This window comes from Priestia taiwanensis, assembly GCF_014638355.1.
Classification (GTDB): domain Bacteria; phylum Bacillota; class Bacilli; order Bacillales; family Bacillaceae_G; genus Priestia_D; species Priestia_D taiwanensis.
On the sequence record NZ_BMFK01000001.1, the window covers coordinates 541,704 to 566,543 of the forward strand.

Genomic DNA, 24,840 nt, shown 5'->3' on the forward strand with positions numbered 1-24,840 from the left:
AGTCAGCCGCATTTTTTATATGTTCTCCGTATTATGAAGCAAATTCAACTTTCAAAGTGTTTCGCTTTACTATGATATATTTACCTGTTGATTTATTCATTACTTGAGACACTTCATTCGTATGTGTTATCTCCAACCAATCATTTTGGATATCCGCCAATAATGTTATTTCCACATTATTTTCTCCATGTTTTAAACCACTATAAGATAATTTCGTCATTGTTATCATCCCTTTCTTCATAACTAATAGGTGTTAAATATGACATGTCAATCTCTTATACTATACATGATTGACATGTATAAAAAAATAACCTTTACGAAAACAACTAATAAAAAGCAGAAAGCATTTGTTTACTGCCTTTTAAGCTGCAAAGTACATTGCGATATGGAAGGATGGAAATAGAATAGGATAATAACCGACATTCATCAAAGTAAGTAAAATAATTTGAAGTGGCTTCCACGAACATTACATGAAAAAGGTAATTAAAGAGGAAACAACCAGGCGACGTGTCATACAATTGGCATGTCGCCCTCTTATTTTATGGTTATAAATTCCTGTATTGGTTCTTTTTGGTTTACAGTTGGTATTTTAATATTGTATTATTTAAAAGGTTCGATTTATCACAAAGGAGGAAATATTATGAAAAAAATGATGCCATTACTGTTCGTATTTGTATTATCATTAACAGGGATTTATGCACCATCAGCATCAGCCGGTAATCCTAAGGCAGCAGTGACACATAGCGAAACCGGAGAAGATTTAATATATCACGTATTAATGGAAAAGAAAGATGTACATCTATCTCCATCTAACCAATCAGTACAAATGGTACTTTACCCTGGAGAGAAGACAACTCCTAAGGCAGCTTTATTTAAAATTAAAACAAGTGTTGGTCCTAGATGGGTTGAGTATGATGAATACGGTGATATGATTAACCTCCCTGAAAGATTTAACGCAACAATGGGAGAATTGTATTTAGATAGAAGAACTAAAACATGGGAAAATGCAACGACTAATCGTACTGATAAAGATGCCGTGTCTTTTAATCCCCAGACTGTAACTGCAACTCAAGTATGGTATAAAATTGATACACGTATGGGTGAAAAGTGGATTGGTTATAACCTATAATGGAAGGGCACTCTTTTGAGTGCTTTTTTATTTATCTTATAAAACAATAATATAACGCAAAAAGAAGCACTAACTCACTACAGAGTTGTGCTCCTTTTTTAGCTATGGAGATCTCAAAAACTTTTTGGATGTATGATTATTATAATTACATTGTTAGTGGATTATGCAATGAAATTGGAATCGTAATGCTTTGTAAGGTCTTATGTGAGTTGCTCAATTAAGACATGTAGAGAAGTCCAGTACGGTGAACGAGGCCTCTCTAGATTATATATTTAAGGAGTAAGTTTTCTACCGTATAATTAGTACAGGTGATGCAATGGTAAGTTATTCATGGGTTTATCGTAAAAATAGACGCCGTTAAGTGCCTGTAAGTTCTACTCTATATAAACCTTCCATCACAGTTGTTGATAGTATCCGCTTTTTATAAAATCCGCCAAATCTTAAAGGAGAAAATGACGACATCTTTGACCACATTTTGAATAAAAAATAGTGGGAAAATATAAAGCTAATGACTTTGTTCAGTCGTTGGTCCGTCATGTGAAAGGTCCACTTGCTGGGCAACTCATACACGAAGACGACGAAGTTTCCCAATATATTTCTGAGTGAAACTAGTAGGGGAAACTGGGTTTAATGAGGGCTTGGAATTGCTATAAAAGGTGGGGTTAAGCGAATATACACAATCAGCTTTTAAGGGGTTTTGAACAATTGAGGTTGGTGGTACGGGGTTAAAGAGGTGTAAAAGTCGATTTATTTTCCCAACATATAGCTGACATCATATTACATTTTTTCACTTTTTTCTTGTTATGATTAAATCAACTATTAAATAATAGCTAATTTGGTAGATAAAAAATTAATGAGAAAAGGAGAATGATATTACATGAAAAATATGATTCGTAAGTTAATAGCTCCAGGATTAGGATTGTCACTTCTATTAACAGGAGGGACTGCTAACGCTTTTGAAAATGAAAATGTGCCTAGTAATTTGAGTACAATTAAACCCATTGTTGAAACCGGTGATATGATCTCTTACAGCAAAGGCAAAGGTAAGAAGAAAGACAAAGAAAGAGAAAAGTTTGTTACAGATACAGTCAATCACGCATTCTATGTCGTTGGGCAAGGTAAATACAATGTTGTAGTTGCAAATACAAGCAATCATTTATTGTGGGATTCTAATTCCAAACATTATAAAAATTATTCGGTCATGTACGGTAATGAAACATACTGGGTATGGCTTTATGAATATTTACATCTCATAACAATAACTAGCGACAGGAAGAGTGACTTTGGGTTCAAAGGTAACTGTCACAAAGAAGGTGGCAAGTTATATTGCCTTGCTATTTAATTACGTAAAAAAACCCCTTCAAATGCATGAAGGGGTGCATCAATAGTAATTCCTTTTTATGTAAAAAATAGTTCTATATAACTATTTTGGAATAATTGTATTTACAATTTTATGTTAATTGTGTTAATTTATTGGAGTGGAAAATAATTCAAAGGGGAAATATCATGAAAAAATTAATCGCATCATTTTTTGTATTTGCATTATCATTAACAGCTATTTATGCACCATCAGCTTCAGCAGTAGGAGATTCTAGAGCAGACGTATTTGAAACAAACAATATCTTGTACAACAAAATTACAGTAACTAAATCTTTACATAATGATCCATCTAGTCTTGCTGTAGTAAATTATGTCTCTCCTGTTCAAAACGTGAAGGTAGTAAACGCAGCTTTTTTAATTAATTCGTATAAAGGTCATAAGTGGGTAAGACTTCCTGGTGAGGAACTGACTAGTAATTGGTATGAGCATAAGTTAGTCTTACAAAATAGAGCAATGATTGATACTGGCTTTAATGCGTCAAACGCAACACTTAAAGTATCAGATAAAAGAAATTTATATCATACTGCTGTGCCTCAGTCGAGTGAGGGCATTCCTGGAACAGTTTCACCTCAAACTGTGGACGTACGTCAGGCTTGGTATGAAATTGAAACATGGTTAGGACGTAAGTGGATTGGTTATCAACTACGATAATGGAAGGCACTCATTTGAGTGCTTTTTTTATTTTTCTTAAAAGATTATATTATAATATAAAAAAGCGCATTAACTCATTACGAGTTGTGCGCCTTTTTATCTATGGAGTTCTCAAATACATTACTGATATACGATTATTATAATTACGTTGTGTGTGGATTATACAATAAAATTGAAATTGTAATGCCTTGTACGTATTATACAAGTTATTCAATTAAGACATGTAGAGAAGCCAAATAAGGTGAATAAGAATTCTCTAGACTACGTGTTTTTTAAGGAGTAAGCTTCTACCGTGGAATTAGTATGCGTTATGCAATAAAAAGTATGCATATTTTCTACATGAAAAATAGACGCCGTTAAGCGTTCATAGGTTCTTCACCATATAAATCTTCCATCACCGTTGAGAGTATCCCCTTTTTATGAAATCAACAAGATTTTAAAGGGGAAAATGACCACATTTTTGACCACATTTTGACTAAAAAATAAAAAAATAACAACTTTGTTTATTATGGAGAATGCTGAGATACAGGTATATTTGAACCACTATGAATGTATATGCGTCTCATTAATTAAACACGGAATTTAAACTCTTATTAATGTGGAAGTTGATTCAAGAAAATGACCACATTTTATATAAAAACCCCCGGAAATCTATGAAAATAGCTACTATATCTCAATAATTCATATTAAATACGAAAGTGCCAAAAATCCTTTCATATCAAGGTTTTTCAGCACTTTTTTCTTTTTGGAGCAGTACGAAATGAACACCACTAAAACTGCTCGTTTTTCTCCCAGCACTCAACGAAATCCTTTGTAAAACCTTGATATATAAGGGTGTGTGAAGCTATAAAAGTACAAATGACCACATTTTGACCACATTGAAAAACTTATTGTATTTTGTGTGTGCTATTAATGATGTTCTCGAAATTCTCGGCTGCCTTTTGTTGCATGTTTTCTGTTACATGGCTGTACTTATCTAAGGTCATTTGGATAGAGGAGTGACCTAATCGATCTTGTACAATTTTTGGATGCTCACCAGCTTCGAGCATTAACGTTGCGTGAGTGTGTCGTAAATCATGTATACGTATCCTTGGTACGCCAGCTTGTTTATAATTTATTTTCAAAAAGTGATGTGGTGCATCTAAATGTAGGGGAGAGCGTGGAGTAGCCCCCGAAAATACAAATGAATCTTCAGTGATTTTTAAACCGAATCGAAGAAATAGTTTCTTTTGATCTAGATGATATTTTTGAATCTCTTTCACAACAAATGCTGAAATATTGATACTTCGATTGGACGACTTTGTTTTTGGAGAGTCAACTGCTAGTCCGTTATCCGTTTTAGTTAGTGCCTTCGTAATAAGTATCTTTTTATTCTCAAAGTTAATATCTTTCCATGTCAGCCCAAGTAATTCTCCACGACGCATACCGGTATAGATAGCAAGTAAGAAGAAAATATAATACTTTTTGTTCTTTTTCTTTTGGAGGTAATCTAAAAATCTATTACACTCTTCAACAGTCCAAGTATTCATTTTTACCTGCGTATCGCGTGGTTTCTTTACTTTCGAGAGAATATTTGTATGTACTATTTCCCATTCCACCGCGCATTTGAAAATTGCTCGAAAACAATTGTGTATATTGCTAATGGTACCAGTAGACAAACCTTTATCTTGTAATTCAGAGTAATAGGTTTCAATCATAAATGGCTTAATATCCTTTAATCTTCTCTGACCGAAGCGAGATAGGATATGGAGTTTGATGATACTATTTTCTTTCTCAAATGACGTTTTCTTTAAATGTGATTTTCGAATAGGCTTCATTTTTGTAAATACGTCAAGTATTGTTAGATTTTTATCATCAAAATAAATGCCTTTCTCAAGCTCTATTATCATAGCAGCTGCAGCCTTTTGCGCTTCTTTCTTCGTTTTAAATCCAGTCTTTGTTTTCTGTTTGCGTTTCCCTGTTAGATCGTCCATACCAATATCAATCGTGAATGACCACGTGTCACCACGTTTTCTAAAATAGCCTTTCATTTGTCTTATACCCCCTTAGCATATTTAAACGGCATATTCGGCACGTACAATGTCATGAAAGCGACTTGTGAGTATTCGTTGCTCATAATGTTCCAAGCGCTTCTCAGCAAGCTCTGGCGTGACATTAAACGTAGTAGAGATAAGATAAATCGCTTCCAATCTTGAATAGGGAAGGGATAGCTTCTGTAACATGAAAGTAGGGATGCAAAAGTGCATAGCGAAACTTTGTGCTTTCGCTTCTTGGTAATCGAGAAACATCTTGGGCATATGTAGTTGATTACCAGCGTGATAGAGTAGGTGAGCAAGCTCATGGCCAAAGTCTTCAAATTGTTCTTGAGGCGGTTGACGATTATCAATTACGATACTAGCTAGTCCGTTACGCTCGATAGCACAACTTCCCATTGGAGCGAAGTAGATCCATATATTGAGTTTTTGAGTAACCTTCATTATATTCATTTGTTCTGGAACAAATATACCTAGAGAGTGGTACAAGTTCTGTATATAGTCTTCAAGTTGAGTAGTGTAGTAGTGCTGTGACGTGTGCATGTTATTTCACTCCAATATTGTAAAATACGAACATATATTCTATTTTACAGCAAAAATAAAAGCCCGTGAAGAGGGCTTTTGGTATATATTTTATTTACTTATGATAAAGCTGAGATAGTTGATGCTTTAGACAGATAGCTATCTAATAGTTCTCTAGAAAAGATAGTATGAGTATCATAAGATGTTATTAGTTCCCAAGTTGTTAGTAGCTCATTATCATAGACTAATCTATCAATTGTCGTTGTTAAACCATCAGCATAACTGGTATGCACATCAATTTTCATACAGTTGTTCATTTTTTTGTCAAAGATTATGTCTAATATAGTACCACCATTTTGAGTATTACGTGCTACTAAATCCAAATAATGGATGCCTTTGTAGACTAGTTTATAATCTACGTTAGAGTTCATCGTTTTGTGCACCTCCTTCTTTCTTTTTTCCATATTGAGTGAGATAAAAGTCTAATTTTTTAATGAAGCGCTGTTTTGCTATGGCAAAATCTTCGGGTAAATATGATGAAAAATGTTTGCCTGTTGTACGGTATAATCCTTGTCTAAAACTCTTTAGTATATATCCTATATTATTTATACGTGAATTATCAATATTAAATTCTTCATCAAATAGCTCAAATCCTTCTTTTTCCAGTACAGATGTTCTAAAAAATTCTTCTAGTCTAGATTGTACCCATAAATTGAAATCACCTTTTACTGTTTCTGCTAAGAGAAGGTGTTGAATTTCTTCAAATGTATTATCATGTTCAATTTGAGTATTAGATTCTAATTGGTTAATTAGAAGTTCTGCTTGTTCTTGGTTAAGCGCTCCATTCTCTAATAAGGATTTAATATCAGAAATTTTTTGTTTGTTGCTTTCTACTGTGTCAGAAATTAGTTTATGTCTGGACTCAAGATACTCTTTAAATCCATTGTTTGTAAAGGAGTCTTGTTTAGCAAATCCTTTTGGTGAATAGGATTGAACAGATCCAATATTAACAACTGATGGATTGGAATCAATCTCTGAAGGTTCTGTTTTAGTAGGAACTGGAATTTTTTCTACAAATCCTAATTCATCAAAAGTAAGCGTTAATTGCTCGATAACGAATTTTGTTTGTTCTTTTAAGTATTTCCCATATTCTTCTTGATTTTTGTAATAATTCCATAGAGGTTCTAAACCAAGTTCTTGGTGATATACAACATTACAGAAATTATCAATTTCTTGTAAATTCTCATTATGTATTTTTCTTAAGCCACGTCCAATTGCTTGAGCATATGGTGTTAGGGTTTTAAATGGTCTAAAAATTGATATTACTGATATATTAGGATTATCATATCCTTCTCCTAACATTTGTATACTTACCATGACGTCATATTGTCCATTTGCAAAATCATTTAAGCGAATTTCAACTTGTTCAGGGGCTAATCTACTACTTACATAGGAACACGTTAGACCGCATTCTTGAAACCACTTTGTAACCAGCTGAGCGTGATCCTCATTACAAGTCACGGCTAAAACTTGGTGATTAGGATAACTTTTTCTTTTTAGCTCCAGAATTTCTTTTGTATGATAGATGACTTGTTTTGAACATTTTTCGTCCATTGCAATTGTTTTATTAACCCAATTGTTCCCAATCTCTCTTTTGGCTCTTTCGAGAGTATAGACTTTACCATTCTTTGGATTAGTAAAGCTCATTTCACCAGGAATAGCTTCTGCTTTTACGATATTTTTTAACAAGCCATCTTCTATAGCTTCAGCAAGAGTATATTCAAAAATTGGATCATATTCGTGGGTAGAAATAGTTTGATTATCTCCCCTGAAAGGAGTCGCTGTTAATTTAATAACTTTAGAGTCTTTGAAATAATCTAAAGTTTGTTGCCACATGTCTGCTGCCACATGATGTGCTTCATCAATAATAATCAAGTCAAAGAAATCTGGACTTACTAATTCTTTTAAATTTACTTCATCACTACTGCCAACTATCTTGTGAATATTAGTAATAACAATATCTGTAAGGTCTAATTTTCTTAATGTTTGCTGCTTAGCTTCGTCATCTTTACTATTAAAGCCTTGGTATAGGTAACTTTTTGGGAATTTCTTACGATCTAATATGACTTTTTGTTTGTACCAAAACGTGTGTTCAGGGTTAGTAATAGAATCAAATTCTTTAAATACTGTTTTTCGAACAATCTTACCAGGAGTAATGATTAATACCTTTTTTTCACTTAGACCAAAAGGCAGCATAGCCATAACACCTGTTTTACCTGAACCAGTTGGCATCACAATAAGGCTCTCTCGATGACTAAGTTCTGGGAATTCTTTGTAGTGAGAAATGGCTGCTCGATATGCATTGATTTGTGGAGCGTATAAATTGGTATTTCCTTCTATTACTGGTTTAGTTTCTTGAAAGATATTCATGTTTAGTCTCCTTTTCTATATCAATAATTTTTATCTCGCTTATAGAATGAATGTTCTGACATATGTAACTAAAATAAAACACGCAATTAAGGCGTGTCTTATTTTTATTTATTTTCAACCTCAGAGTTATCTTCATTTGCTTTCATAAACTCCCAAAATCGTCGAAGTTCTGCTTGTCTTTCAGGAGTGGAGTTACGGATATCTTTGAAGCATAACTCAAGGTCTGAATCATCTTCTAAATTTCTTTTATTTGAGCGACCAAGAAGATAGTCAACGGACACGTCAAAGTAGTCTGCTAACTTTTGTAATGTCTCAATATCAGGTGTACGGTTGCCGTTTTCATATCCAAATATGTAGCCTTTAGTGACACCTATCTCTTTACCTAACTGTTTTTCAGTAAGTTTACGTTCTAAGCGAAGTTCTTTTATACGTCTAGGGAACCCTAGAATCGTTTCTTCTTTATTCGGATCATCTACTAAAACTCTAGTATATTTGTAGTAAGAATCATCTTTTAGTTGTTCTTGCTCATGTAAGTATAGTATGTCATAGTTTTTTACATATTTTCGCTCTGTCAAAACTACTTTATTTTCTTTAAGATTGTATAGGTGAATTAGTTCTAGTTTTTCTATATCACTTGCAGTTATTTGATCTTTAATATAGTAGTATTTTTGTTGAAATAACTTTTTTTTCGTATGTAATGAGAGAGCTAGGTATCCCATTACTGTTACCGATAAATTGAATATTATGACTGACTGTAAATCATTAGAATCGCGGTACATAAAACCTAGGCATGCACTTCCAGACATAACAAATAAAGCAATTAATACTGTACCAGTTACTTTTAAAGAATTACTTTCTAAAAAGAGAGTAATTTTATTTAAAGAGAATTTACGTCGTGACCTGTATGCTCTTATGACATGCATGAGTCCTTGTACAAAAAACAAAAGAACAATTAATGAAAACATCAACATAAATACTAGCAAAGCATATCCTGTTAATGTCTTCTTCAAGTCTGTATTTTCATTAGGGACTTGTATCCAAAAACAAAAAGACAGTACTAAAGTATAAAGATATACAAGTAATATATTAACTGCTTCTTGTGCCAAATTTCTGAGATTTAGTGTTATTCTACTTTCAAATATTACTTCAAAATCAGATTTCACTTGGTATTTGAATACATAGAGGAATCCTGTACCAATAGCAGCAGCAATGGCGATTATTATAGACCAATTGCCAATAATATTATCAATCATTTCCGGTTTTATTATATTCATTACGTAATCACTTCCAATTATATAGTTTGTATTTTGTTGGATTTTTTAGTAGGTCTAGTTTATTTGTATAAAATAAAGTATTAATGTGATTTTCATGCATTTGAAGCCGAACAAAAACACGCAATTAAAGCTTGTTTTACTTATTTTTAAAGAATACGCCTACACAAGTAGCTTTAATTATCTTCCAGATCTACTACTGCTACTACCGCTACTGCTACGACTACTATTGTTACTGCTGCCACTGCCACTACTTCGGCTAGTACTTGGTGCTTTATTATAGTTGGATGTTGAATTTTTATTGGATCCTGTATTTGGTTTGGTTGTTTGACTAGTTGTCGTTTTAGACTTTGGCTTAGATTCAGTTGTAGCTTTCGTCTTATTTTTTGGTTCAGTAGTTGTTTTAGCTTTTGGTGCTGTGACATCATCGTCACAGTCATCATCATCTTCGTCATATGTACATACATTTTCATTCGTCTGTTTAGCTGTAGATTTCTGCTCTGTGTTTTGCTTAACTTCACTTTTATTTTCCTGTGCAGTTTCAGTTTTGGCCTTTTCTTCGGTCTCAGCTTTAGTTTCTTGTTCGGCTGGTGAAGCTGTTTTTGTATTATCAACCTTCGTCGCGAACGGGAAACCGAGAAGTATAAAAATAGTAACTGCTCCTAAAGCAATTTGCACATTTCTCTTTTTTAGTCTTGTAAGATAATAAAGAATTGATGGTGGAAGAAGAACACACATTAAAAGAATAAACCATACTTTGTCATAGAACCTTACTTCATTTTTTGCCACGATTAATCCCCCTAAAAATAGCCAAAGAGTATATATTAGTGTGAAAAAATCATATTAGTATATAAAACTAGTAATACTAGATATGGAAAAGGATAGATGAATTTCTTATTTAACCATATTTATTTAATATTTTCTATTGATGTAATTTTCATACAGTTTAAAGCAAATAAAAACACGCAATTAAAGCGTGTGTTATTATTGCTTGTCCCCAGACTTACGATCTTTTTCCTTCGTTTTGATAAATTCCCAAAACTGTTTAAGTTCTTCTTGTCTTTCAGGCGAAGCATCTTGGATGTCTTTAAACCATAATCCTAGTTCTGGATCATTAAGGGCTTTGTCTATCGCTGTGTCATCCTTATGTGTATATGCATCAATGGTTCCTAATAGATAGTCTGTAGAAACTTCATAAAAAGATGCTATAGCTTTAATCATTTCAGGCTCAGGTTTTCTTTCACCCGATTCATAGCGTGATAATTGTACATTAGACATACCTAGTGCTTGTGCAACCCTTGTTTGTGTGTAGGCATGTACTTTACGTATATGACGCATTCTTTCTCCGAGTGTATTCATTTTTGAATCTCTCCTGTTTTACGGTCTTTTTCTTTCATGTTAATAAAGTCCCAAAACTTTCGAAGTTCTTCTTGTTTTTCAGGTGAAGCATCTTGGATGTCTTTGAACCATAACCCTAACTCAGGATTATTTATCAACTCTTTATCTGTACTTCTTCCTAAAAGGTAATCAATGGAAACTTCAAAAAAATCTGCGATTCGACCAAGTGTTTCATAATCAGGAGTTCTATTTCCTATTTCATATCCGGATATTGTTGACTCTGCTAAATGTAATTTTTGACCTAATTCTTTCATAGTTAGGCCTTCTTGCTTTCTTAATCTTCTTAAATTCTCTCCAAGCATAGGAATCCTCCTACCTTTCTACTAGTTACAATTATACTTTGCAAAGTGCGAATTTAAAATATTTTGGAAAAAACTTTGCAAAATGCATTGACCATACTCGTAACGAGTAGTATATTATATTCAACAACGCAATTTGCAAAGTTTTTGGAGGTGAGGAATTTGAGTGAACTAAAAAAATTACGTGAAAGTTTAGAGATAAGTATTGAGCAGGCTGGTAAGGAACTTGGTATCCCAGCTGGTTATCTATCTCAAATTGAAAACGGGAAGCGACAGATAAGTGTTGAACGAGCCAATCAAATAGCACACTTATACGGCAAACAGATAGAAGAATTTTTTTTACCAACTCGCTACGCAGTTCGCAAAGTTTAGTTTATTTATTAATAAGGAGTGAGATATATGATTACAGCTAATTTTGACATAGAACCATTGCGACAAATTATTCGTGAAGAAATGGAAAGAGCGAACTTTCATCGTGATAAGCAGAATGAATTACCTCCAATGCTCACGATAACGCAGTTAATGGAATTACTTCACATCAAACGTACAAAAGCTTCCGAGTTACTAAGTCGTGCAGACTTTCCAGTATTCCGTGAAGCAGGGGTATTAATCCCAACACATTTACTTTTCCAGTGGATTGAGAAACATACTTCTTGGATGGAAGAGAATACTGATTACTACGAAAAGCACATCATCTAATGTAAATCTATCATATTTATTTGTCACAAATAAATGACCATTTAGGTACGGATGGAGGAGAAGGAATGAGCATAGGAAGAGAAATTGCTATGGCTCGAAAGCGAAAGGGGTATACACAAGAAACACTATCAGTAGGGATTCCTACTAGTCGTGAGTCATTAGCTAAATACGAAACAGAAAGTCGAGTTCTACCAAAAGACTTACACAAGCACATTTCAGAAAAGATGGATGATCCACAGCTATTCTTCCATATATGGAGAGAAGCAGCAGGGACAGTCAGTATTCCATTATTGAATGGGGAACATGTGGACCATCATCCTTCGAGCATGATGTATATGGTGCAAAAGGAAACGGGAGAAGCACTGGAGCATTTGGAAAGTATTTGTTGGTTCAAGCCAGCGAATGCATGGTCGGACAGAGAGAAGGATGAGATGAAACAGGCGATGCATGAGGTACTAGACGCAACAGCATCAATGATGAATCTAGTTGCAATTCTATGTGATAGATATGGATTTTCTATGAATGATATTTTCAAGTATTGGCAAGTGTCACTGAAAGCAAGAAAGTACACGAATAGTTGAAGGGAGAAAAAATATGAAGCAGCAAGTTTTACTATTAAGTCAAATTAAGGTTGCTTATTCAGAATTGGAGACGTTGGAGCAAGCACTAATCTTTCGTAAGTATTGCCAAAAGCTATATGAGGGGAGATAAACAAATGACCTACATGGAATTCTTCTGTTTGATACTCGGTATGGTATGTGGCGGTGGAGCAGTTTTTTACATGTGGTTCTTAGAAAAAGTCTCAGAAATAGAAAAATGACTTGTTACGGGCATTGTAACAAGTCACTAGAAAAGTTTTCGATTTAATTAATTATAACAAATGAATAGAAAAAGCGACAAGTGATTTTTATTCTTGTCGTTGTAATCAAGAGCTACTTCCCCCGAGAGTACGTTACTAGGTTCTTGGTTACAACGATGCGAATAGCGTCAGAAAGGGGATTAAGAATGGATAAAAAACAAACATTTTTTGATATTATCGAAAAGTTCCATAAGGATGTACACGCAGTAAAAGAAGAATTAAAACAGGTAATTGATGATGAGTGTGAGACTTATGGGGATGTAGAGAAGTACCTACGTAAAAAGGAAAAAGAAGCTCGTTTTGACAGAAACGATTTAGCCGTTCTTGTGATTGAAGAGTTAAGGAATGAGGCTAGATGTTTAATGGAGTTAGAGCCTGTTAAGAAAGTGGGAGGAACTATGAATGAGTTTCTCATGACCTTGCCAGAGAGTACAAAGGAGATTATTGAAAAGGAAATTGAAAAAGTGAAAGGAATTGAGAAGTTACACGGTATTAATCCAGAAAGCTATCTAGGTAAGGAAATTCTTTGGCAAAGTAAGAAGTTGATAGACATAAGTCATACCATTGGAGAAATAAAAATCGCTATCAACCGTCTTATTAAGTAACTAGTTCAAAATTAATAAACTGTTTAGGCCTTCGAAGATTTCTTTTAATCTACGAAATTCAATATCTGTCCATTGATGAAGATGGTCAGTTGCAACACAATCCATAAATTCTTTTTTGTACACTTGGAACTGGTGGAATAGTTCCTCAATATCGTTGTGGTACAATTCTTCTTTTTGGAAATAGAAAACCTTTGCGTTGGTGAAGAACGTATCGGCTTCCATTAAATAAGCAAGAGAAATAGTTAGGTTCTTATCTGATTTGAAAAGTAATTTATGGCTCTTTTCAGCTGAATCAAAACCATCATGTAACATTTCAGCCATGAAGCGTCTGTTGCGTTCAAAGTTATCTGTTGTCATTTATCACACCTCCTTTGAGGATAATTATACCAAAATAAGAGGTTGGAAGTTTGATTTAAGAAAGGAGAATGAAAAATGAGTAGGCTGTTATTGAATGAGCAACCGCTGATGGTATTGCCGAAATTAGCTTGCAAATTAGGTCTTAATGAAGCAATTCTTTTACAGCAATTACATTATTGGCTTCAAGATAGTAAAAATATTCGCGATGGTCATAAGTGGGTGTATAACACATACGACGCTTGGATACTACAATTTCCATTCTGGAGTGGTTCGACTCTCAGAAGAGTGATGAAACGGTTAGAAAAAGAAGGGTATATCATTACAGCAAAATACAATCAAATGAAAATTGATAATACGAAATGGTATCGAATTGATTACAAAAGATTAGAACGGTTGGACAGACCACCTGTTCAAAATGAGCAGACTGAGTGTTCAGAGTGGGCAGACGAACAGTTCGAATTGAACAAGCCATTACCAGAGATTACTTCAGATATTGCATCATCATCTAGCGCACGTGAAGAAAGTGGCGGGGTGCCGTCTACCGTGAATGAAATACCACATTCTTCAGAAGCTGATGTTGTTGATGTTATTGCTAATAAGTTTATCGAATTACGCCAGTCAGGATTACACCTTGCACCAATGGATTACAGTAGCATTCAAGAAATTTTAGCGAATGGTATTACGTTAGAGAATGCTTTGAAGTGGTTGGAAGAGTGTTTTGTTAATTATCAACCTAGACATAGACGCGACAAGATACGTTCAGTGAGTTATTGTGTGCCGTATATGTTGGATCGCCATGTTGAGATTACACAAGCATCCAAAGCGAAAACGGAAAGAGAGCCAGCGAAATACAACGAGGAGGATTTTGATTTAGATGACTAAAAAACAAGTGTTTAATTTGCTGAAGAAGATTGCATTGGCTTATCCAAGTAAGAATACAGAAATCACACAAGATCGAATTGATGCATTTTATGAGTCACTAATCAATCACGATTTTCATGATGCTAGCGAAATGTTGAAAAGGTATATCGATACAGGCAATAAGTACCCGCCGTCACTCGGCGACTTAATCCCTGTGAAGCGTAAAGAACAATCATCAGAAATATATTCTTCAGAGGTTGTGAAATGGTCTAATAATGCAGCAAGTTTGGAAGATGTGGAATCTATTATTCGCGCAACGAAATTGAAATTGAAGGGGGCGAGAGTATGATAGAAAACCAAGTTCGAGCTGCGGAGGAATCCGTATTAGGCAGTATCTTTCTAGACGGGAATTTAATGAAAGACACAATTCTAATGCCAAAGCATTTCTACTTCTCACAACACCAAGTAATTTTCAAAAAGATGCGTGAGTTGGAAGAGAAGAATGAACCGATTGAACTGGTGTCCGTAATGATGGGATTAGGGAATACATTAGAACAAGCAGGAGGTTCTACATATCTTAATAAACTTGCTTTTCAATCTCCATCAACAGCTAGTTTCAATTTCTATACCGAATCAGTTCTGGAGGGATGGAGACAGCGGGAAGCTCTCAAATTAACTTCTAAATTGAACGAGCATTTGAAAGTAGGAGAACTTGAAGCAATTCATAAAATAACCGACCAACTTACAGGATTGAGTGAAGTAGGTCTAGTTGATGAATTTGATTTGAGTGATGAGTTACTAGAGTTATATGAAGATATGCAACAAGAAAAAGGTGGTTTGACGGGAATTGATACTGGCTACAACGAGTTAAATAACTTAACGAATGGATTCCAAGACCAAGACTTTATTGTTGTTGGTGCTAGACCCTCAGTTGGTAAGACGGCTTTTGCATTAAACATTGGTTCAAACGCAGCGGAGAAAGGAACGGCAGTTGGAATCTTCTCTCTTGAAATGGGGAAACAGCAATTATTAAAACGGATTGCGTCAAGTGTAGGTCATATAAACGGTATGAAGATGAAGAATGCACGTCAATTTTTCGATGTACGAGACTGGGAACGATTCAGCAATTCAGTAGCAATGATTAACAAATGGAAGATGGAGATATGGGACAAGCCAGGGATTACGATACAAGAGATTTACGCACAGGTTCGAAAATTCAAGCGTAAGCATCAAGACAAACAATGTTTGATTGTTATTGACTATCTGCAACTCATCATTGGCGATAGGAAGCACGGAGGCAATCGTATGCAAGAGATTTCGGAGATTAGTAGAAAGTTGAAGATTATGGCGCGGGAACTAAACGTATGTGTAGTGGCATTATCTCAACTATCTCGTGGAGTAGAGGCCCGACAAGATAAACGTCCAATGCTTTCCGATCTTCGAGAGTCGGGACAAATTGAACAAGACGCAGATTTAATTGCTTTCTTGTACCGTGATGATTATTACCATAAGGACTCTGAGCGGAAAAATATGATTGAGATTATCTTAGCGAAGCAACGCAATGGCCCAGTTGGAACGGTACAGCTGGCATTTGTTAAAGAGTTTAATAAATTTGTGAACTTAGAAAGGCGTTTTGAAGAGCAGAAAGGGGCGTAGAAAATGTATTTAGTAATCACGGTATATACAGATGGAATGTCTCCAAGTTTTCAAGAGTTTCAATATAAAAAAGAGGCAGTGGAGTATGTAAAAGAATTAGAACCAGATAGCACATTTGAGGAATGCGATAATCATATTCGAGTTGAGATAGATGAGTGGAACCTAGCATACATCTATCGAATTGGAAATGATAAAGTGGTAATTTCCAATGCGTAAAAAGCAATTGAATATTTTCGATGTTGAGGAATTAATTGTCGCATTGGATTTATCAAAGGCTAAGGTTAAGAAAGTGAATGAACAGGTATATACAGATGTCTTGGTCAGCGTTCCACATGATGCTACTCAAAGTAAAGATTATGAAACATGGGATCATATGTGTTATTGCTTATGGAAGAAAGTGAAGTGTAGTTATGATGAAGTGATTGCAAAGCTAGAAGAACACCGTGTTAATAAAGAACCGGTAGAAATTAGAGTACCGATACAGGATGGAAAAGCGTTTTTTATACCGTTGCAGGTGGTCCAATATATTTAAGGAGGAGCAAGTATGAAGCGTGAAGAAATGATTGAATGGTTATGGCTAGGTTGCCGATATAGTAAGGACTACCTTCAGTCTTTGTCAGATAAAGAACTTCAACAGTTATATGACAGAATGATGAAATAAAAAAAGCCGAGATTGCTCTCGACTAGATTAATTAGGACAAATTAATTATAACATGAACGGAGTGATCTTGGTGAATCAAATTAAAGTCGACATTATGAAAATGACAGCAGAGATAGACGTAAGTGAGAATAGAATTTTCATCGTCAAGGATGGAAATGTAGAGATGGTTGAGCAGCCAAGTACAGGATTCGGTGAACATACAGCAGTTTGGCAGAATGGGAAAGTAATTCGTATAGATGAACGGTCTAGTAGGAAGATTTGAAGTGTTATAAGATTTGAATTTTATAGAGAAATTAGAGGGAGAAACAGGTGGGCTTTTCTATAAAGTTCACCTGTTGAAAAAATATAACTTATCCCTGGAAAGACCACATCCTGATTTGCCCTTTTTGTTCTGTCTCAGCCATATTTCCTAAAATTACTTGGTAAGTTGCGGTTTCTAAAGGACCGAATTCGACAAAGCCAGCGTATTCAATACCATTAAACTTCCCCTTTATTACATTACGTTGGAATTCATTTGTTAAAAGGTTTTTTAAAACAACTGTGTATCTAAAAGGTTTATCACTATAAATAGCGACTGCCGTGAATGTATCTATTTTGAATTTGCTTTTGGTTACATGTAGAAGCTGGTCTATCGTATGCGTATGTGTCGTAGAAGAAAAGTGGAAATCGATTGGACCGTACTGGAACTCGGTTTCTTTATATGCGGGGGGTGTAATTAAATTATTAGTCTGCGCTAACGCTGTTGAAGTTCCTAAAGTACCAGTTAATAACACACTAGATAAAATAATTTGTTTAAACATATACTTACCATCACCTTTCAAGAAATTAGAATGATAATACGTCTCTAGTGTATAGAAGATTTGCTTGTTCATCTACTATATTTGAATGTTGTAACTATTTGTGATTTATGTGCAGAGATGGAAGATAAATCTTTATAGAATCTTTATAAAATCTTTATTTGAATAAGAAAAAGAGCACCTTTAAAGGCGCTCAGTGACTAAAATGTATACTCAAAGGTTATGTATACCCATAGTTTATGTAGACATTTAGGATTTGTGTGACATTCAACCTGAATTTTATAAAAGTTAGAAAGAACCCACTGCCTCAAAGTAGGTCCTTTCTGAAAGGAGAAGTATGTGAAATACTTCTAGGAAAGTTGATATAGTACAAGTATATGTGAAAAGAACAAGAGTGGTGACAAATATAAAGAGCACACATAAAGTATGCTCTAAGGGTGAAATGTCAATAAATACAATGGTACTACAATATATGCTTATTTAAAATATGATGTGCAACAAAAAAATAAAAGAGCGCTTTCCAAGGCGCTCCTTGACCAAAATTGAGCAGTTTTTTTGTAATTTTAATATATGCAAACATAATTTTAATGACACAAAAAAGGAGCACACATAAGCATGCTCCAATAGTGGGGGTTAATCATCCGATCTATAACAACATATGCTTGTCCAGCTATAATGTGAACGAAATAAATGAAAATGTTCGTTTAACACAAAAAAGATATTTTAAACACTAAAAGACAGACTTTGTTAAGAAGAAAAGTCTGTCTAAATAGCCAATCCATATCTTATTTAGATTCCCAAGGGAAGCCGCCGCCCCAAGGAAGTACCGGACCGCCTGCACTCCATCCAGGGTCCCCACCAGATGCAGAAGGATTGTTTACATCAGTTATTATCCAAGGAGAACCTCCGCCAGATTCCCAAGGATGGTCAGTTCCCCAGCCATGGTCGTTATTAGCATTTATTTGAGTGGTTGATACTCCTAAGAAACCGGCAATTAGTACACTGGATAAAAGAATTTTTTTAAACATCAACTTATCGTCACCTTTCAAAATATTAGATTTGGAAACACTTTTACAGTGTAGAAGAAATAAATTTGTCCATGGATGAGTAAATTTACTTATTTTTTAAAAATGTAACTATTTGTAACTAATTAGTAAGGGATGATTAACTGTTATAATGTTTAATAAGAATTGATACTAAAATATAGTCTGACCAGAAGAACTGGAGGACATCGAAGCATAGAGCGTTAATTGCTCTGTGTTTTGGTGTCCTTTTTATTTTATTGACAAGAGATAAAGTATTTTTCCAAAAATACTCGATAGTGAAAAGGAGTGTGTTTACATGACAGCACAGTTATCATTCTTACCAAAGATTGATCGTAAAGCAACGCAGGAAAAGTTAGAGGGTATCTTAGAAGAAATACGTATTTATAGGCAATTTGGAATGATCCGTGAAGAAATGAAAGTAACTCCTTCTTATGAAGTAAGGTATCACGGTTCAACAAATACAGTTGGTAATCCATTAGAAGATGTGGCTCTTGCTAATATTCAACAGAGTAAACGGGATGAATGGTTAAAGAGAATGTCACTTCGGATTGAGCAAGCTTTAGCGCGGTTTGGAAATGGTACTGCCGGAAGGAATCAACGAGATATTATTACGAAGCGATATTTAGAAGATGCAGATGTATGTGATTATATGGTTTATAACGAAATTGGTATGAGTGAAAGGACATACCGTCGCGTTAAAGTTAGGGCATTCTATAATCTTGCTTTTGCACTTAGATTAGAAGTTTACGAGCAAGAACAATTGGAGGTGGCCCAATCATGAACTTTGTTCAGCCGATACGCGATCCTGAGAAAATACAGCAAATAAAAGGGTATCTCAAAGTGAAGAATGAACGTAATTACATCTTATTTGTAGTTGGGATTAATACAGGGCTTCGTATTAGCGATATTTTAAAACTAAAAGTTGGAGATATGAAGGGAAGTCATATTTCTATGAGGGAGATGAAGACTGGAAAGCAGAAACGTACACAGATAAATGCTTCATTAAGAAGAGAATTAAAGTGGTTCATTGATGAAAGAGAGGACGATGAATATTTAATTAAAAGTAGGCAAGGTAGTAATAAGCCAATTGGTAGAAGCATGGCATATAAAGTGCTTAGAGATGTAGCAGCAGAATTTAATTTAGATGAGATAGGTACGCATACACTACGGAAGACTTTTGGTTATCACATGTACATGCAGACAAAGAACATAGCGCTATTAATGGAGATATTCAATCATTCATCAGAGAGAGTTACATTGAGGTATATTGGTGTGAATCAAGATGCAATGGATAAGGCTATGATTAAATTCCGAATCTAGCAATATCCTTTTCTTTTTATTATACAATTCACCATTTTTTTCGTGATGTGTAACTCAGAATAGAAGGATGGATAAAACTAGTTGTAACAAGGGATACAGCATTTAGGAGAGTTACACAAAATATAAGATATGGGTAAGTCATTGATACTGATATATGCTGGATAGATGTTAAAAGAAAGAGGGAAGAAAAAGTAGTGAAGAGGCTGATAAAATATGTGGCAGAGTCATGACTGCAAATGTACCGGTTAATTTGGTTTTTTCGTGTTATATTTGTATTGTGAGATGTGTGAATATTGATGAAAGGGCAACTGGTGCACGGTTGCTCTTTTTGTTTGTCGAAAAATCACGAACGTTTTATGTAGATTTATTGCGTACAATGACGAATAATGTGGTTTGGAGGCGATGGGTAATGAGGAGTAATAAGTGGGAGAAATGGAGTAATAGAGACTGGGGATGGTTAACTGCTATTTTAGTGGGAATCATAATATTAATCTTGACGTTTAGGTTAGGAGATAATCAAGAAGTAGTTAATCTATTTTCCTTTATATCTAGTTCAGTTTCAATCGCACTTGCAGGAGTAGCAATCTATATGGCTAAACAGCAAGAAAGTGATAATAATAGGACTACTAGTATTATGAGAGAATCACTGGTGAAAATTGAAGCGAAGGTAGATTCTATGGATGGTAAAATTAATGACTTGAATTTTAATGACTTTACCGAATCTACAAAAAATAAGATTTTAGAAGAAATAACTAATAAACAACCGGAGGGTAAAGAAATTGATAAGCAAGAAATTGCTGAAATAGTTAATAAGAATTTTGCACAACTTAATAATGAATTCTCATCTTATATGGATAATAGTGATAGATGTGCATATATTATTGATTTGGTAGCACCAGATGATAACATGGCTATTGAGAAATTGATTTTTGACTTAGTTAGATGTGGGGGGAGTCTGTCATATGAACAAAATGAAGAGAATTTAAGAATTTTTTATAGTACTACAAGAAAAATAACTATTAAATCAATAGAGAAGATAATAAGTGTACATAAGGAATTTAAAATAAAATGGATTGATAGAACACATTAAAACACATCGAATTTGGTGTGTTTTTTATTGTGCTATAAAAAGGGGGACGCAATTTGAAAAAGTACAATAATACCAATATTAAAGATTATTCAACAGAATCGTTAATTCAGGAGTTGGAAAAAAAGGGAGAAGTTAGTGTCTTGTATGTAAATAAGGCATATAAGCGTGTAGAGTTACCGTGTGACTTTAAAAATCTTGTTATTTTAAAGCGGTGCTAGCGGTGTGGAAATCCAAGCGTTTGAATTTAAGAGTATCAGCAAAGATAGTGATTATTAGATAGTGAAGTTTCACATACTGTAATTGAAGGAGAGTGAATGATGTGGAAGTAAAAGTGATAGTACACCTTGTTCATGGCGGCAACAAGAGTTTAGTGGTATCTAAAGAAGTATTTGATAAAGAGATTAATGAAGCACTAAGTGGACTGGATAATAATTCAGATGGCAACACCGGATTCTTTGGCTTTGACAATGCAATAATACCAGTTCGTGAGATTAAGTATATCGAGTGGGAACGGGTGGTTAAATCATTTGGCTATTAGGATACTTAGCGATAGGTGTTGTATATTCAGTCGTTGCCATGTATTGAGAGTTTTGTAAACAAGTAGCAAAAAATCCTTCGAACATGGCGCACGTACTTATTGGAATAATAGTAGCTGTTTGTATACTTACCCCGTTTTGGGTGATATTACTAATCTTCCAAATATATAATTTGTTCTATAAAAAAGGAGACGATAGATATGTTTAATAAAACAAAGGAATTCAAACATCCGTATTTCATAACTACATTAAAGTTTTTAGGAATAACAGTCTATAAGTCAAAAGTATATAGGGGGATGAGCTAAGATGAAAGTAGAAATGCGTAAGACAGCAAGCGGAACTGAATACTGGGATACAAAAGAGAAGCGTACATTGTTTGTGGCAACAGGTGATGAGGAAGATTTTGAAGTAACAGTGAACCTAAAGAATATGCTTGAGGATGAAGGTTCAGCAGATACATCTACTGATATTGACTTAGATGCAATGAATGCTGAACAGTTACTTGCATTCGCTAAACAAAACAATATTGATGTACCAGGTAATATGAAGAAGGAAGAGACAATTCGTAATCATATTGCTAAACATTATCATGAAGTATTGTGACTTTAATGGATGCATCAACAAGATAGATAAAGAGCGTTATTGTATAAATCACAAACGCTCTAAGCCACGTAAGAAGAAAGACAAGAAGAATATTTATCATCATGAGAACAAATCATTCTACAATTCAGATGTATGGAAGTTTGCTAGGTCACAAGTATACGAGCGTGAGAAAGGTAAGTGTCAGAGATGTGGAAGGTTTGTCTTTGGACGTAGCGCACATGTGCATCACATTATATCTGTGAGACAAGATCAAACATTAAAGTTAGAACTGAACAACTTAATGTTACTATGTCCGAAATGCCATATTGAAGAAGAAAACGAAGGCAAACCGAAGAAAGTATTTCCAAGCTACTTTGGATAAGCCCCCCTGGTCAAATCGAAAAAAGTAGGTACGGGAAAGATAGGTAACAATGGGGGCATCTCTTTCGTTAGACGAAAATTTTAAAAAACAAAGGGGGGTGTGAAATTTGGCCACGAAAAAGGAGATTCAAAAAAGAGTTTCTGAGAAAACGGAAGCTGAAAAAAATAGAATATTGAAGATCATGCGTGATGCGGATATTTACACCCTTACTCTAGATCCATTAATAGAATCGTATTTAGATATTTATGAGATTTATATGACCATGCACTTACAGTGGAAGGACAAGGGATTCCCAGCCACACAACGTCATACAAATAAAGCTGGGGCCACGAATAATTCCAAGCATCCATTGGCCCAACAAGTAGAAACATGGGCGGATAAGAAAACCAAGGCATTGGATTTACTTGGATTAACTAATAAATCAAAATCACAAAAGATTGTGACGGGTGGATCTTCGGTTCGAAAGGATGAAATTGTAGAAAAACCTAAAGATAATATAACTGAATTAGATAAGCATCGTGAAAAGTGGCGTGGTGCTAAATGATTGAACGCGGTATTAATTACGCAGATATTTACGCAAAACAAGTAAGGAAGAATCCTAAGAAGTATCCGGACACCATTAGAGCAATGGTAGATAGATATTATAAATGGAAAAAGCGTAAAGATATTTGGTTCGATGTAGATCGTACAAACGAAATGATGGATTGGGTTGAGACATTCGTTCGCCACACCAAAGGTAGTCTGGCTGGACAACCTTTTGTTCTGGAAGATTGGGAGAAATTCGCCTATTCGAATATTTATGGATGGATGCATAAGAATGAAGAAGGCGAAATTGTCCGTGTCATTCGAGAAGCGTATATACAGGTTCCAAAGAAGAATGGTAAAACTCTTGTCGGTGTCGGTGCGTTAGGGTACGCGATGTATGGCGAGGGTGTATTAAGTGCGGATTGCTATTGTTGCGCGAGTGACTTCAATCAGGCGCAATATGCAGCCAAACCATTCGCTGCCACAATCATGAATCATGATGTATTAATGGATTGTTCACAGATTTTCAAAGGCCCAAAGGGAACTATATCAGGTGTAACATACGATTATATACGTGATGGGCTGGCATATCAGAATCAATTTATTGTTATGTCAAAGAACATTAAGTCTATCGAGGGTTCTAATCCACATTTCATTTTGAATGATGAACTTCATGCTCAAGAGAACATGGATCAGTATGACAACTTTAAATCAGCGCAGGTTGCACGTGCTGAGCCAATTATGTTCAATATATCAACTGCTGGTAAAGGTTCTTCGTCTGTTGGTATGCGTGTCTATCGCGAAGCAAAAGAAGTATTGAAGAATGATGATAATGATTCAAGTTTCGTTATGATTTACGAACCGAATAGGAATTATGATTGGACTGATAGAAAAGTTTGGGCCATGGTTAATCCGAATATCGGTGTATCGGTAACAATGAGCGCACTTGAAACAGAATTCATTACTGCTTCACGTTCGGCACATAAGAAAGCAGAGTTTCTTTCTAAGCATTTGAATGTATTCGTAAACGGTGCTGAAAATTACTTTGAACAAGACCAGGTAGAGCATGTACTTGTGGATGATTTAGGCGACTTGTTGGGAGAAACTTGTTACCTTGGATTAGATTTATCAAAAACAACTGATTTAACATGCGTATCGCTTAATTTCCCTACTTATGATGAAGAGGGACGGGCAATATTAAAAGTAAAACAAATGTATTTCATTCCGAATGCCGATATTGAATTTAGAGAAAAAGAAGACAACGTACCTTATAGCGATTTAGTGGAGCGTGGTTTTGTTCAATTTTGTGATGGCAAGATGATTGACCAAGACCAAGTAATGGGATACATCAAGGAATGTATGGATTTATACGATGTGCAACAAATAAATTATGATCCAGCGATGTCTCAGAAACTTATTGAGAAGTGTGAAAACCTGGGATTAGAGTGTATTCGTGTGGATCAGTACGCAAATGTTATGAACGCTCCACTTGATGATGCTGAGATGATAATTTATGAAGAAAGATTATTTACTGATAATCCTTTATTTGTTTATTGTGCTCTTAATGTTGTTGTTGTAACGAATCTTAATGGCATGAAAGTTCCGAGTAAAAAACAATCTAAAAAGAAAATTGATGGGTTTGTAGCTTTTTTAGTTGCTCATAAAGAAACAATGATGCAGATGGAAGATATAGATGGTGATGGCATGGATGATTTAATTAATGAAATCTATAGATAGAAAGGTGATGTAGA

General features: G+C 34.8%; 34 protein-coding genes. 22 read left to right on the forward strand and 12 right to left on the reverse strand.

All coding sequences use genetic code 11. From position 1 onward, the window contains the following. Positions 1-31 precede the first annotated feature (31 nt). On the reverse strand, positions 32-220 hold the full coding sequence (locus IEV41_RS02865; RefSeq protein ID WP_188386933.1) for a hypothetical protein: 189 nt from the start codon (positions 218-220) through the stop codon (positions 32-34). Positions 221-640: 420 nt separating this feature from the next. Between IEV41_RS02865 and IEV41_RS02870 the strand changes: the two genes are divergently transcribed. The 3 genes from IEV41_RS02870 (at position 641) to IEV41_RS02880 (ending at position 3,160) form a co-directional block, all read left to right on the forward strand. Continuing rightward, a complete protein-coding gene (locus tag IEV41_RS02870; RefSeq protein WP_188386934.1) occupies positions 641-1,129 on the forward strand; it encodes a hypothetical protein in 489 nt (162 codons plus the stop codon). 877 nt (positions 1,130-2,006) lie between these two features. Then, entirely contained in the window at positions 2,007-2,471 is a 465-nt protein-coding gene (locus tag IEV41_RS02875) for a hypothetical protein (RefSeq protein WP_188386935.1), read from the forward strand. 131 nt (positions 2,472-2,602) lie between these two features. Then, positions 2,603-3,160 carry a hypothetical protein gene (locus IEV41_RS02880; protein WP_188386936.1) on the forward strand — a complete coding sequence of 186 codons (558 nt, stop codon included), beginning with the start codon at positions 2,603-2,605 and terminating at the stop codon, positions 3,158-3,160. Between the two features lie 887 nt (positions 3,161-4,047). On the opposite strand, the gene IEV41_RS02885 is transcribed toward IEV41_RS02880, so the two are convergent. The 8 genes from IEV41_RS02885 to IEV41_RS02920 form a co-directional block, all read right to left on the reverse strand. Continuing rightward, positions 4,048-5,190, reverse strand: a complete 1,143-nt coding sequence (locus IEV41_RS02885; RefSeq protein WP_188386937.1) for a tyrosine-type recombinase/integrase — start codon at positions 5,188-5,190, stop codon at positions 4,048-4,050. A gap of 24 nt (positions 5,191-5,214) precedes the next feature. Then, on the reverse strand, positions 5,215-5,736 hold the full coding sequence (locus IEV41_RS02890; RefSeq protein ID WP_188386938.1) for an ImmA/IrrE family metallo-endopeptidase: 522 nt from the start codon (positions 5,734-5,736) through the stop codon (positions 5,215-5,217). Positions 5,737-5,834: 98 nt separating this feature from the next. Continuing rightward, positions 5,835-6,146, reverse strand: coding sequence for a hypothetical protein (locus tag IEV41_RS02895; RefSeq protein WP_188386939.1), 312 nt, complete (start codon positions 6,144-6,146; stop codon positions 5,835-5,837). After that, positions 6,136-8,145, reverse strand: a complete 2,010-nt coding sequence (locus IEV41_RS02900; RefSeq protein WP_188386940.1) for a DEAD/DEAH box helicase — start codon at positions 8,143-8,145, stop codon at positions 6,136-6,138. Before IEV41_RS02900 ends, IEV41_RS02895 begins: the two co-directional genes overlap by 11 nt. A 104-nt stretch (positions 8,146-8,249) precedes the next feature. Beyond that, entirely contained in the window at positions 8,250-9,419 is a 1,170-nt protein-coding gene (locus IEV41_RS19925; RefSeq protein WP_229722128.1) for a helix-turn-helix domain-containing protein, read from the reverse strand. Positions 9,420-9,596: 177 nt separating this feature from the next. After that, entirely contained in the window at positions 9,597-10,205 is a 609-nt protein-coding gene (locus IEV41_RS02910; protein WP_188386941.1) for a hypothetical protein, read from the reverse strand. Between the two features lie 195 nt (positions 10,206-10,400). After that, the gene (locus IEV41_RS02915; protein WP_188386942.1) at positions 10,401-10,775 is read right to left on the reverse strand and encodes a helix-turn-helix domain-containing protein; all 375 of its coding nucleotides are present in this window, start codon (positions 10,773-10,775) and stop codon (positions 10,401-10,403) included. Further along, the gene (locus tag IEV41_RS02920) at positions 10,772-11,116 is read right to left on the reverse strand and encodes a helix-turn-helix domain-containing protein (protein ID WP_188386943.1); all 345 of its coding nucleotides are present in this window, start codon (positions 11,114-11,116) and stop codon (positions 10,772-10,774) included. The genes IEV41_RS02915 and IEV41_RS02920 overlap by 4 nt, the downstream gene beginning before the upstream one ends. A 150-nt stretch (positions 11,117-11,266) precedes the next feature. On the opposite strand from IEV41_RS02920, the gene IEV41_RS02925 reads away from it, so the two are divergent. The 4 genes from IEV41_RS02925 (at position 11,267) to IEV41_RS02940 (ending at position 13,276) form a co-directional block, all read left to right on the forward strand. Then, a complete protein-coding gene (locus IEV41_RS02925; RefSeq protein ID WP_308420332.1) occupies positions 11,267-11,485 on the forward strand; it encodes a helix-turn-helix domain-containing protein in 219 nt (72 codons plus the stop codon). Positions 11,486-11,512: 27 nt separating this feature from the next. Next, positions 11,513-11,812 (forward strand): helix-turn-helix domain-containing protein, encoded by a 300-nt coding sequence (locus IEV41_RS02930; protein WP_188386945.1) that lies wholly within the window; start codon positions 11,513-11,515, stop codon positions 11,810-11,812. Between the two features lie 65 nt (positions 11,813-11,877). Beyond that, a complete protein-coding gene (locus tag IEV41_RS02935; protein WP_188386946.1) occupies positions 11,878-12,393 on the forward strand; it encodes a helix-turn-helix domain-containing protein in 516 nt (171 codons plus the stop codon). Between the two features lie 424 nt (positions 12,394-12,817). After that, a complete protein-coding gene (locus IEV41_RS02940; protein WP_188386947.1) occupies positions 12,818-13,276 on the forward strand; it encodes a hypothetical protein in 459 nt (152 codons plus the stop codon). On the opposite strand, the gene IEV41_RS02945 is transcribed toward IEV41_RS02940, so the two are convergent. Beyond that, positions 13,277-13,633, reverse strand: a complete 357-nt coding sequence (locus tag IEV41_RS02945) for a hypothetical protein (protein WP_188386948.1) — start codon at positions 13,631-13,633, stop codon at positions 13,277-13,279. It abuts the gene before it with no gap. A gap of 75 nt (positions 13,634-13,708) precedes the next feature. Here IEV41_RS02945 and IEV41_RS02950 point away from each other — a divergent pair, with 75 nt between their 5' ends. The 6 genes from IEV41_RS02950 to IEV41_RS02975 all read left to right on the forward strand — a co-directional run bounded on the left by IEV41_RS02950 (position 13,709) and on the right by IEV41_RS02975 (position 17,073). After that, entirely contained in the window at positions 13,709-14,515 is an 807-nt protein-coding gene (locus IEV41_RS02950) for a DNA replication protein DnaD (RefSeq protein ID WP_188386949.1), read from the forward strand. Beyond that, positions 14,508-14,843 carry a replicative helicase loader/inhibitor gene (locus IEV41_RS02955; protein ID WP_188386950.1) on the forward strand — a complete coding sequence of 112 codons (336 nt, stop codon included), beginning with the start codon at positions 14,508-14,510 and terminating at the stop codon, positions 14,841-14,843. Before IEV41_RS02950 ends, IEV41_RS02955 begins: the two co-directional genes overlap by 8 nt. Further along, positions 14,840-16,150, forward strand: a complete 1,311-nt coding sequence (gene dnaB, locus IEV41_RS02960) for a replicative DNA helicase (RefSeq protein WP_188386951.1) — start codon at positions 14,840-14,842, stop codon at positions 16,148-16,150. Before IEV41_RS02955 ends, dnaB begins: the two co-directional genes overlap by 4 nt. Before the next feature lie 3 nt (positions 16,151-16,153). After that, complete coding sequence (locus IEV41_RS02965; RefSeq protein WP_188386952.1) at positions 16,154-16,366, forward strand: hypothetical protein; 213 nt, start codon at positions 16,154-16,156, stop codon at positions 16,364-16,366. Next, positions 16,359-16,682 carry a hypothetical protein gene (locus IEV41_RS02970; protein ID WP_188386953.1) on the forward strand — a complete coding sequence of 108 codons (324 nt, stop codon included), beginning with the start codon at positions 16,359-16,361 and terminating at the stop codon, positions 16,680-16,682. The genes IEV41_RS02965 and IEV41_RS02970 overlap by 8 nt, the downstream gene beginning before the upstream one ends. Before the next feature lie 199 nt (positions 16,683-16,881). Beyond that, complete coding sequence (locus IEV41_RS02975; protein WP_229722129.1) at positions 16,882-17,073, forward strand: DUF3954 domain-containing protein; 192 nt, start codon at positions 16,882-16,884, stop codon at positions 17,071-17,073. 88 nt (positions 17,074-17,161) lie between these two features. Here IEV41_RS02975 and IEV41_RS02980 read toward each other — a convergent pair whose 3' ends face one another. Both IEV41_RS02980 and IEV41_RS02985 read right to left on the reverse strand, forming a co-directional pair. Continuing rightward, entirely contained in the window at positions 17,162-17,611 is a 450-nt protein-coding gene (locus IEV41_RS02980; RefSeq protein WP_188386954.1) for a hypothetical protein, read from the reverse strand. Between the two features lie 782 nt (positions 17,612-18,393). Then, a complete protein-coding gene (locus tag IEV41_RS02985) occupies positions 18,394-18,636 on the reverse strand; it encodes a hypothetical protein (RefSeq protein ID WP_188386955.1) in 243 nt (80 codons plus the stop codon). Between the two features lie 313 nt (positions 18,637-18,949). Between IEV41_RS02985 and IEV41_RS02990 the strand changes: the two genes are divergently transcribed. The 9 genes from IEV41_RS02990 to IEV41_RS03030 all read left to right on the forward strand — a co-directional run bounded on the left by IEV41_RS02990 (position 18,950) and on the right by IEV41_RS03030 (position 24,826). Next, the gene (locus tag IEV41_RS02990; RefSeq protein ID WP_188386956.1) at positions 18,950-19,435 is read left to right on the forward strand and encodes an ArpU family phage packaging/lysis transcriptional regulator; all 486 of its coding nucleotides are present in this window, start codon (positions 18,950-18,952) and stop codon (positions 19,433-19,435) included. Then, positions 19,432-19,974, forward strand: coding sequence for a site-specific integrase (locus tag IEV41_RS02995; RefSeq protein ID WP_188386957.1), 543 nt, complete (start codon positions 19,432-19,434; stop codon positions 19,972-19,974). The genes IEV41_RS02990 and IEV41_RS02995 overlap by 4 nt, the downstream gene beginning before the upstream one ends. A 409-nt stretch (positions 19,975-20,383) precedes the next feature. Then, positions 20,384-21,064 carry a hypothetical protein gene (locus tag IEV41_RS03000; RefSeq protein ID WP_188386958.1) on the forward strand — a complete coding sequence of 227 codons (681 nt, stop codon included), beginning with the start codon at positions 20,384-20,386 and terminating at the stop codon, positions 21,062-21,064. A 53-nt stretch (positions 21,065-21,117) separates the two neighbouring features. Then, entirely contained in the window at positions 21,118-21,282 is a 165-nt protein-coding gene (locus IEV41_RS03005; RefSeq protein ID WP_188386959.1) for a hypothetical protein, read from the forward strand. A 101-nt stretch (positions 21,283-21,383) separates the two neighbouring features. Further along, entirely contained in the window at positions 21,384-21,602 is a 219-nt protein-coding gene (locus tag IEV41_RS03010) for a hypothetical protein (RefSeq protein WP_188386960.1), read from the forward strand. 304 nt (positions 21,603-21,906) lie between these two features. After that, entirely contained in the window at positions 21,907-22,203 is a 297-nt protein-coding gene (locus IEV41_RS03015) for a Rossmann-fold NAD(P)-binding domain-containing protein (protein WP_188386961.1), read from the forward strand. Further along, positions 22,190-22,564 (forward strand): HNH endonuclease, encoded by a 375-nt coding sequence (locus IEV41_RS03020; protein WP_188386962.1) that lies wholly within the window; start codon positions 22,190-22,192, stop codon positions 22,562-22,564. The genes IEV41_RS03015 and IEV41_RS03020 overlap by 14 nt, the downstream gene beginning before the upstream one ends. A 106-nt stretch (positions 22,565-22,670) precedes the next feature. Then, a complete protein-coding gene (locus tag IEV41_RS03025) occupies positions 22,671-23,108 on the forward strand; it encodes a P27 family phage terminase small subunit (RefSeq protein WP_188386963.1) in 438 nt (145 codons plus the stop codon). After that, positions 23,105-24,826: a terminase large subunit gene (locus IEV41_RS03030; protein WP_188386964.1), complete on the forward strand. Its 1,722-nt coding sequence runs from the start codon at positions 23,105-23,107 to the stop codon at positions 24,824-24,826. Before IEV41_RS03025 ends, IEV41_RS03030 begins: the two co-directional genes overlap by 4 nt. Positions 24,827-24,840: the final 14 nt, after the last annotated feature.

Coding starts and splice junctions, on each gene's coding strand:
- IEV41_RS19925 (WP_229722128.1), bottom strand. CDS start 9,419: ATGAATATAATAAAACCGGAAATGATTGATAATATTATTGGCAATTGG.
- IEV41_RS02890 (WP_188386938.1), bottom strand. CDS start 5,736: ATGCACACGTCACAGCACTACTACACTACTCAACTTGAAGACTATATA.
- IEV41_RS02945 (WP_188386948.1), bottom strand. CDS start 13,633: ATGACAACAGATAACTTTGAACGCAACAGACGCTTCATGGCTGAAATG.
- IEV41_RS02970 (WP_188386953.1), top strand. CDS start 16,359: ATGCGTAAAAAGCAATTGAATATTTTCGATGTTGAGGAATTAATTGTC.
- IEV41_RS03020 (WP_188386962.1), top strand. CDS start 22,190: ATGAAGTATTGTGACTTTAATGGATGCATCAACAAGATAGATAAAGAG.
- IEV41_RS02920 (WP_188386943.1), bottom strand. CDS start 11,116: ATGCTTGGAGAGAATTTAAGAAGATTAAGAAAGCAAGAAGGCCTAACT.
- IEV41_RS02955 (WP_188386950.1), top strand. CDS start 14,508: ATGACTAAAAAACAAGTGTTTAATTTGCTGAAGAAGATTGCATTGGCT.
- IEV41_RS03015 (WP_188386961.1), top strand. CDS start 21,907: ATGAAAGTAGAAATGCGTAAGACAGCAAGCGGAACTGAATACTGGGAT.
- IEV41_RS02915 (WP_188386942.1), bottom strand. CDS start 10,775: ATGAATACACTCGGAGAAAGAATGCGTCATATACGTAAAGTACATGCC.
- IEV41_RS02995 (WP_188386957.1), top strand. CDS start 19,432: ATGAACTTTGTTCAGCCGATACGCGATCCTGAGAAAATACAGCAAATA.
- IEV41_RS03000 (WP_188386958.1), top strand. CDS start 20,384: ATGAGGAGTAATAAGTGGGAGAAATGGAGTAATAGAGACTGGGGATGG.
- IEV41_RS03030 (WP_188386964.1), top strand. CDS start 23,105: ATGATTGAACGCGGTATTAATTACGCAGATATTTACGCAAAACAAGTA.
- IEV41_RS02895 (WP_188386939.1), bottom strand. CDS start 6,146: ATGAACTCTAACGTAGATTATAAACTAGTCTACAAAGGCATCCATTAT.
- IEV41_RS02900 (WP_188386940.1), bottom strand. CDS start 8,145: ATGAATATCTTTCAAGAAACTAAACCAGTAATAGAAGGAAATACCAAT.
- IEV41_RS02870 (WP_188386934.1), top strand. CDS start 641: ATGAAAAAAATGATGCCATTACTGTTCGTATTTGTATTATCATTAACA.
- IEV41_RS02875 (WP_188386935.1), top strand. CDS start 2,007: ATGAAAAATATGATTCGTAAGTTAATAGCTCCAGGATTAGGATTGTCA.
- IEV41_RS02985 (WP_188386955.1), bottom strand. CDS start 18,636: ATGTTTAAAAAAATTCTTTTATCCAGTGTACTAATTGCCGGTTTCTTA.
- IEV41_RS02865 (WP_188386933.1), bottom strand. CDS start 220: ATGACGAAATTATCTTATAGTGGTTTAAAACATGGAGAAAATAATGTG.
- IEV41_RS02980 (WP_188386954.1), bottom strand. CDS start 17,611: ATGTTTAAACAAATTATTTTATCTAGTGTGTTATTAACTGGTACTTTA.
- IEV41_RS02935 (WP_188386946.1), top strand. CDS start 11,878: ATGAGCATAGGAAGAGAAATTGCTATGGCTCGAAAGCGAAAGGGGTAT.
- IEV41_RS02990 (WP_188386956.1), top strand. CDS start 18,950: ATGACAGCACAGTTATCATTCTTACCAAAGATTGATCGTAAAGCAACG.
- IEV41_RS02940 (WP_188386947.1), top strand. CDS start 12,818: ATGGATAAAAAACAAACATTTTTTGATATTATCGAAAAGTTCCATAAG.
- IEV41_RS02930 (WP_188386945.1), top strand. CDS start 11,513: ATGATTACAGCTAATTTTGACATAGAACCATTGCGACAAATTATTCGT.
- IEV41_RS02885 (WP_188386937.1), bottom strand. CDS start 5,190: ATGAAAGGCTATTTTAGAAAACGTGGTGACACGTGGTCATTCACGATT.
- dnaB (WP_188386951.1), top strand. CDS start 14,840: ATGATAGAAAACCAAGTTCGAGCTGCGGAGGAATCCGTATTAGGCAGT.
- IEV41_RS02965 (WP_188386952.1), top strand. CDS start 16,154: ATGTATTTAGTAATCACGGTATATACAGATGGAATGTCTCCAAGTTTT.
- IEV41_RS02950 (WP_188386949.1), top strand. CDS start 13,709: ATGAGTAGGCTGTTATTGAATGAGCAACCGCTGATGGTATTGCCGAAA.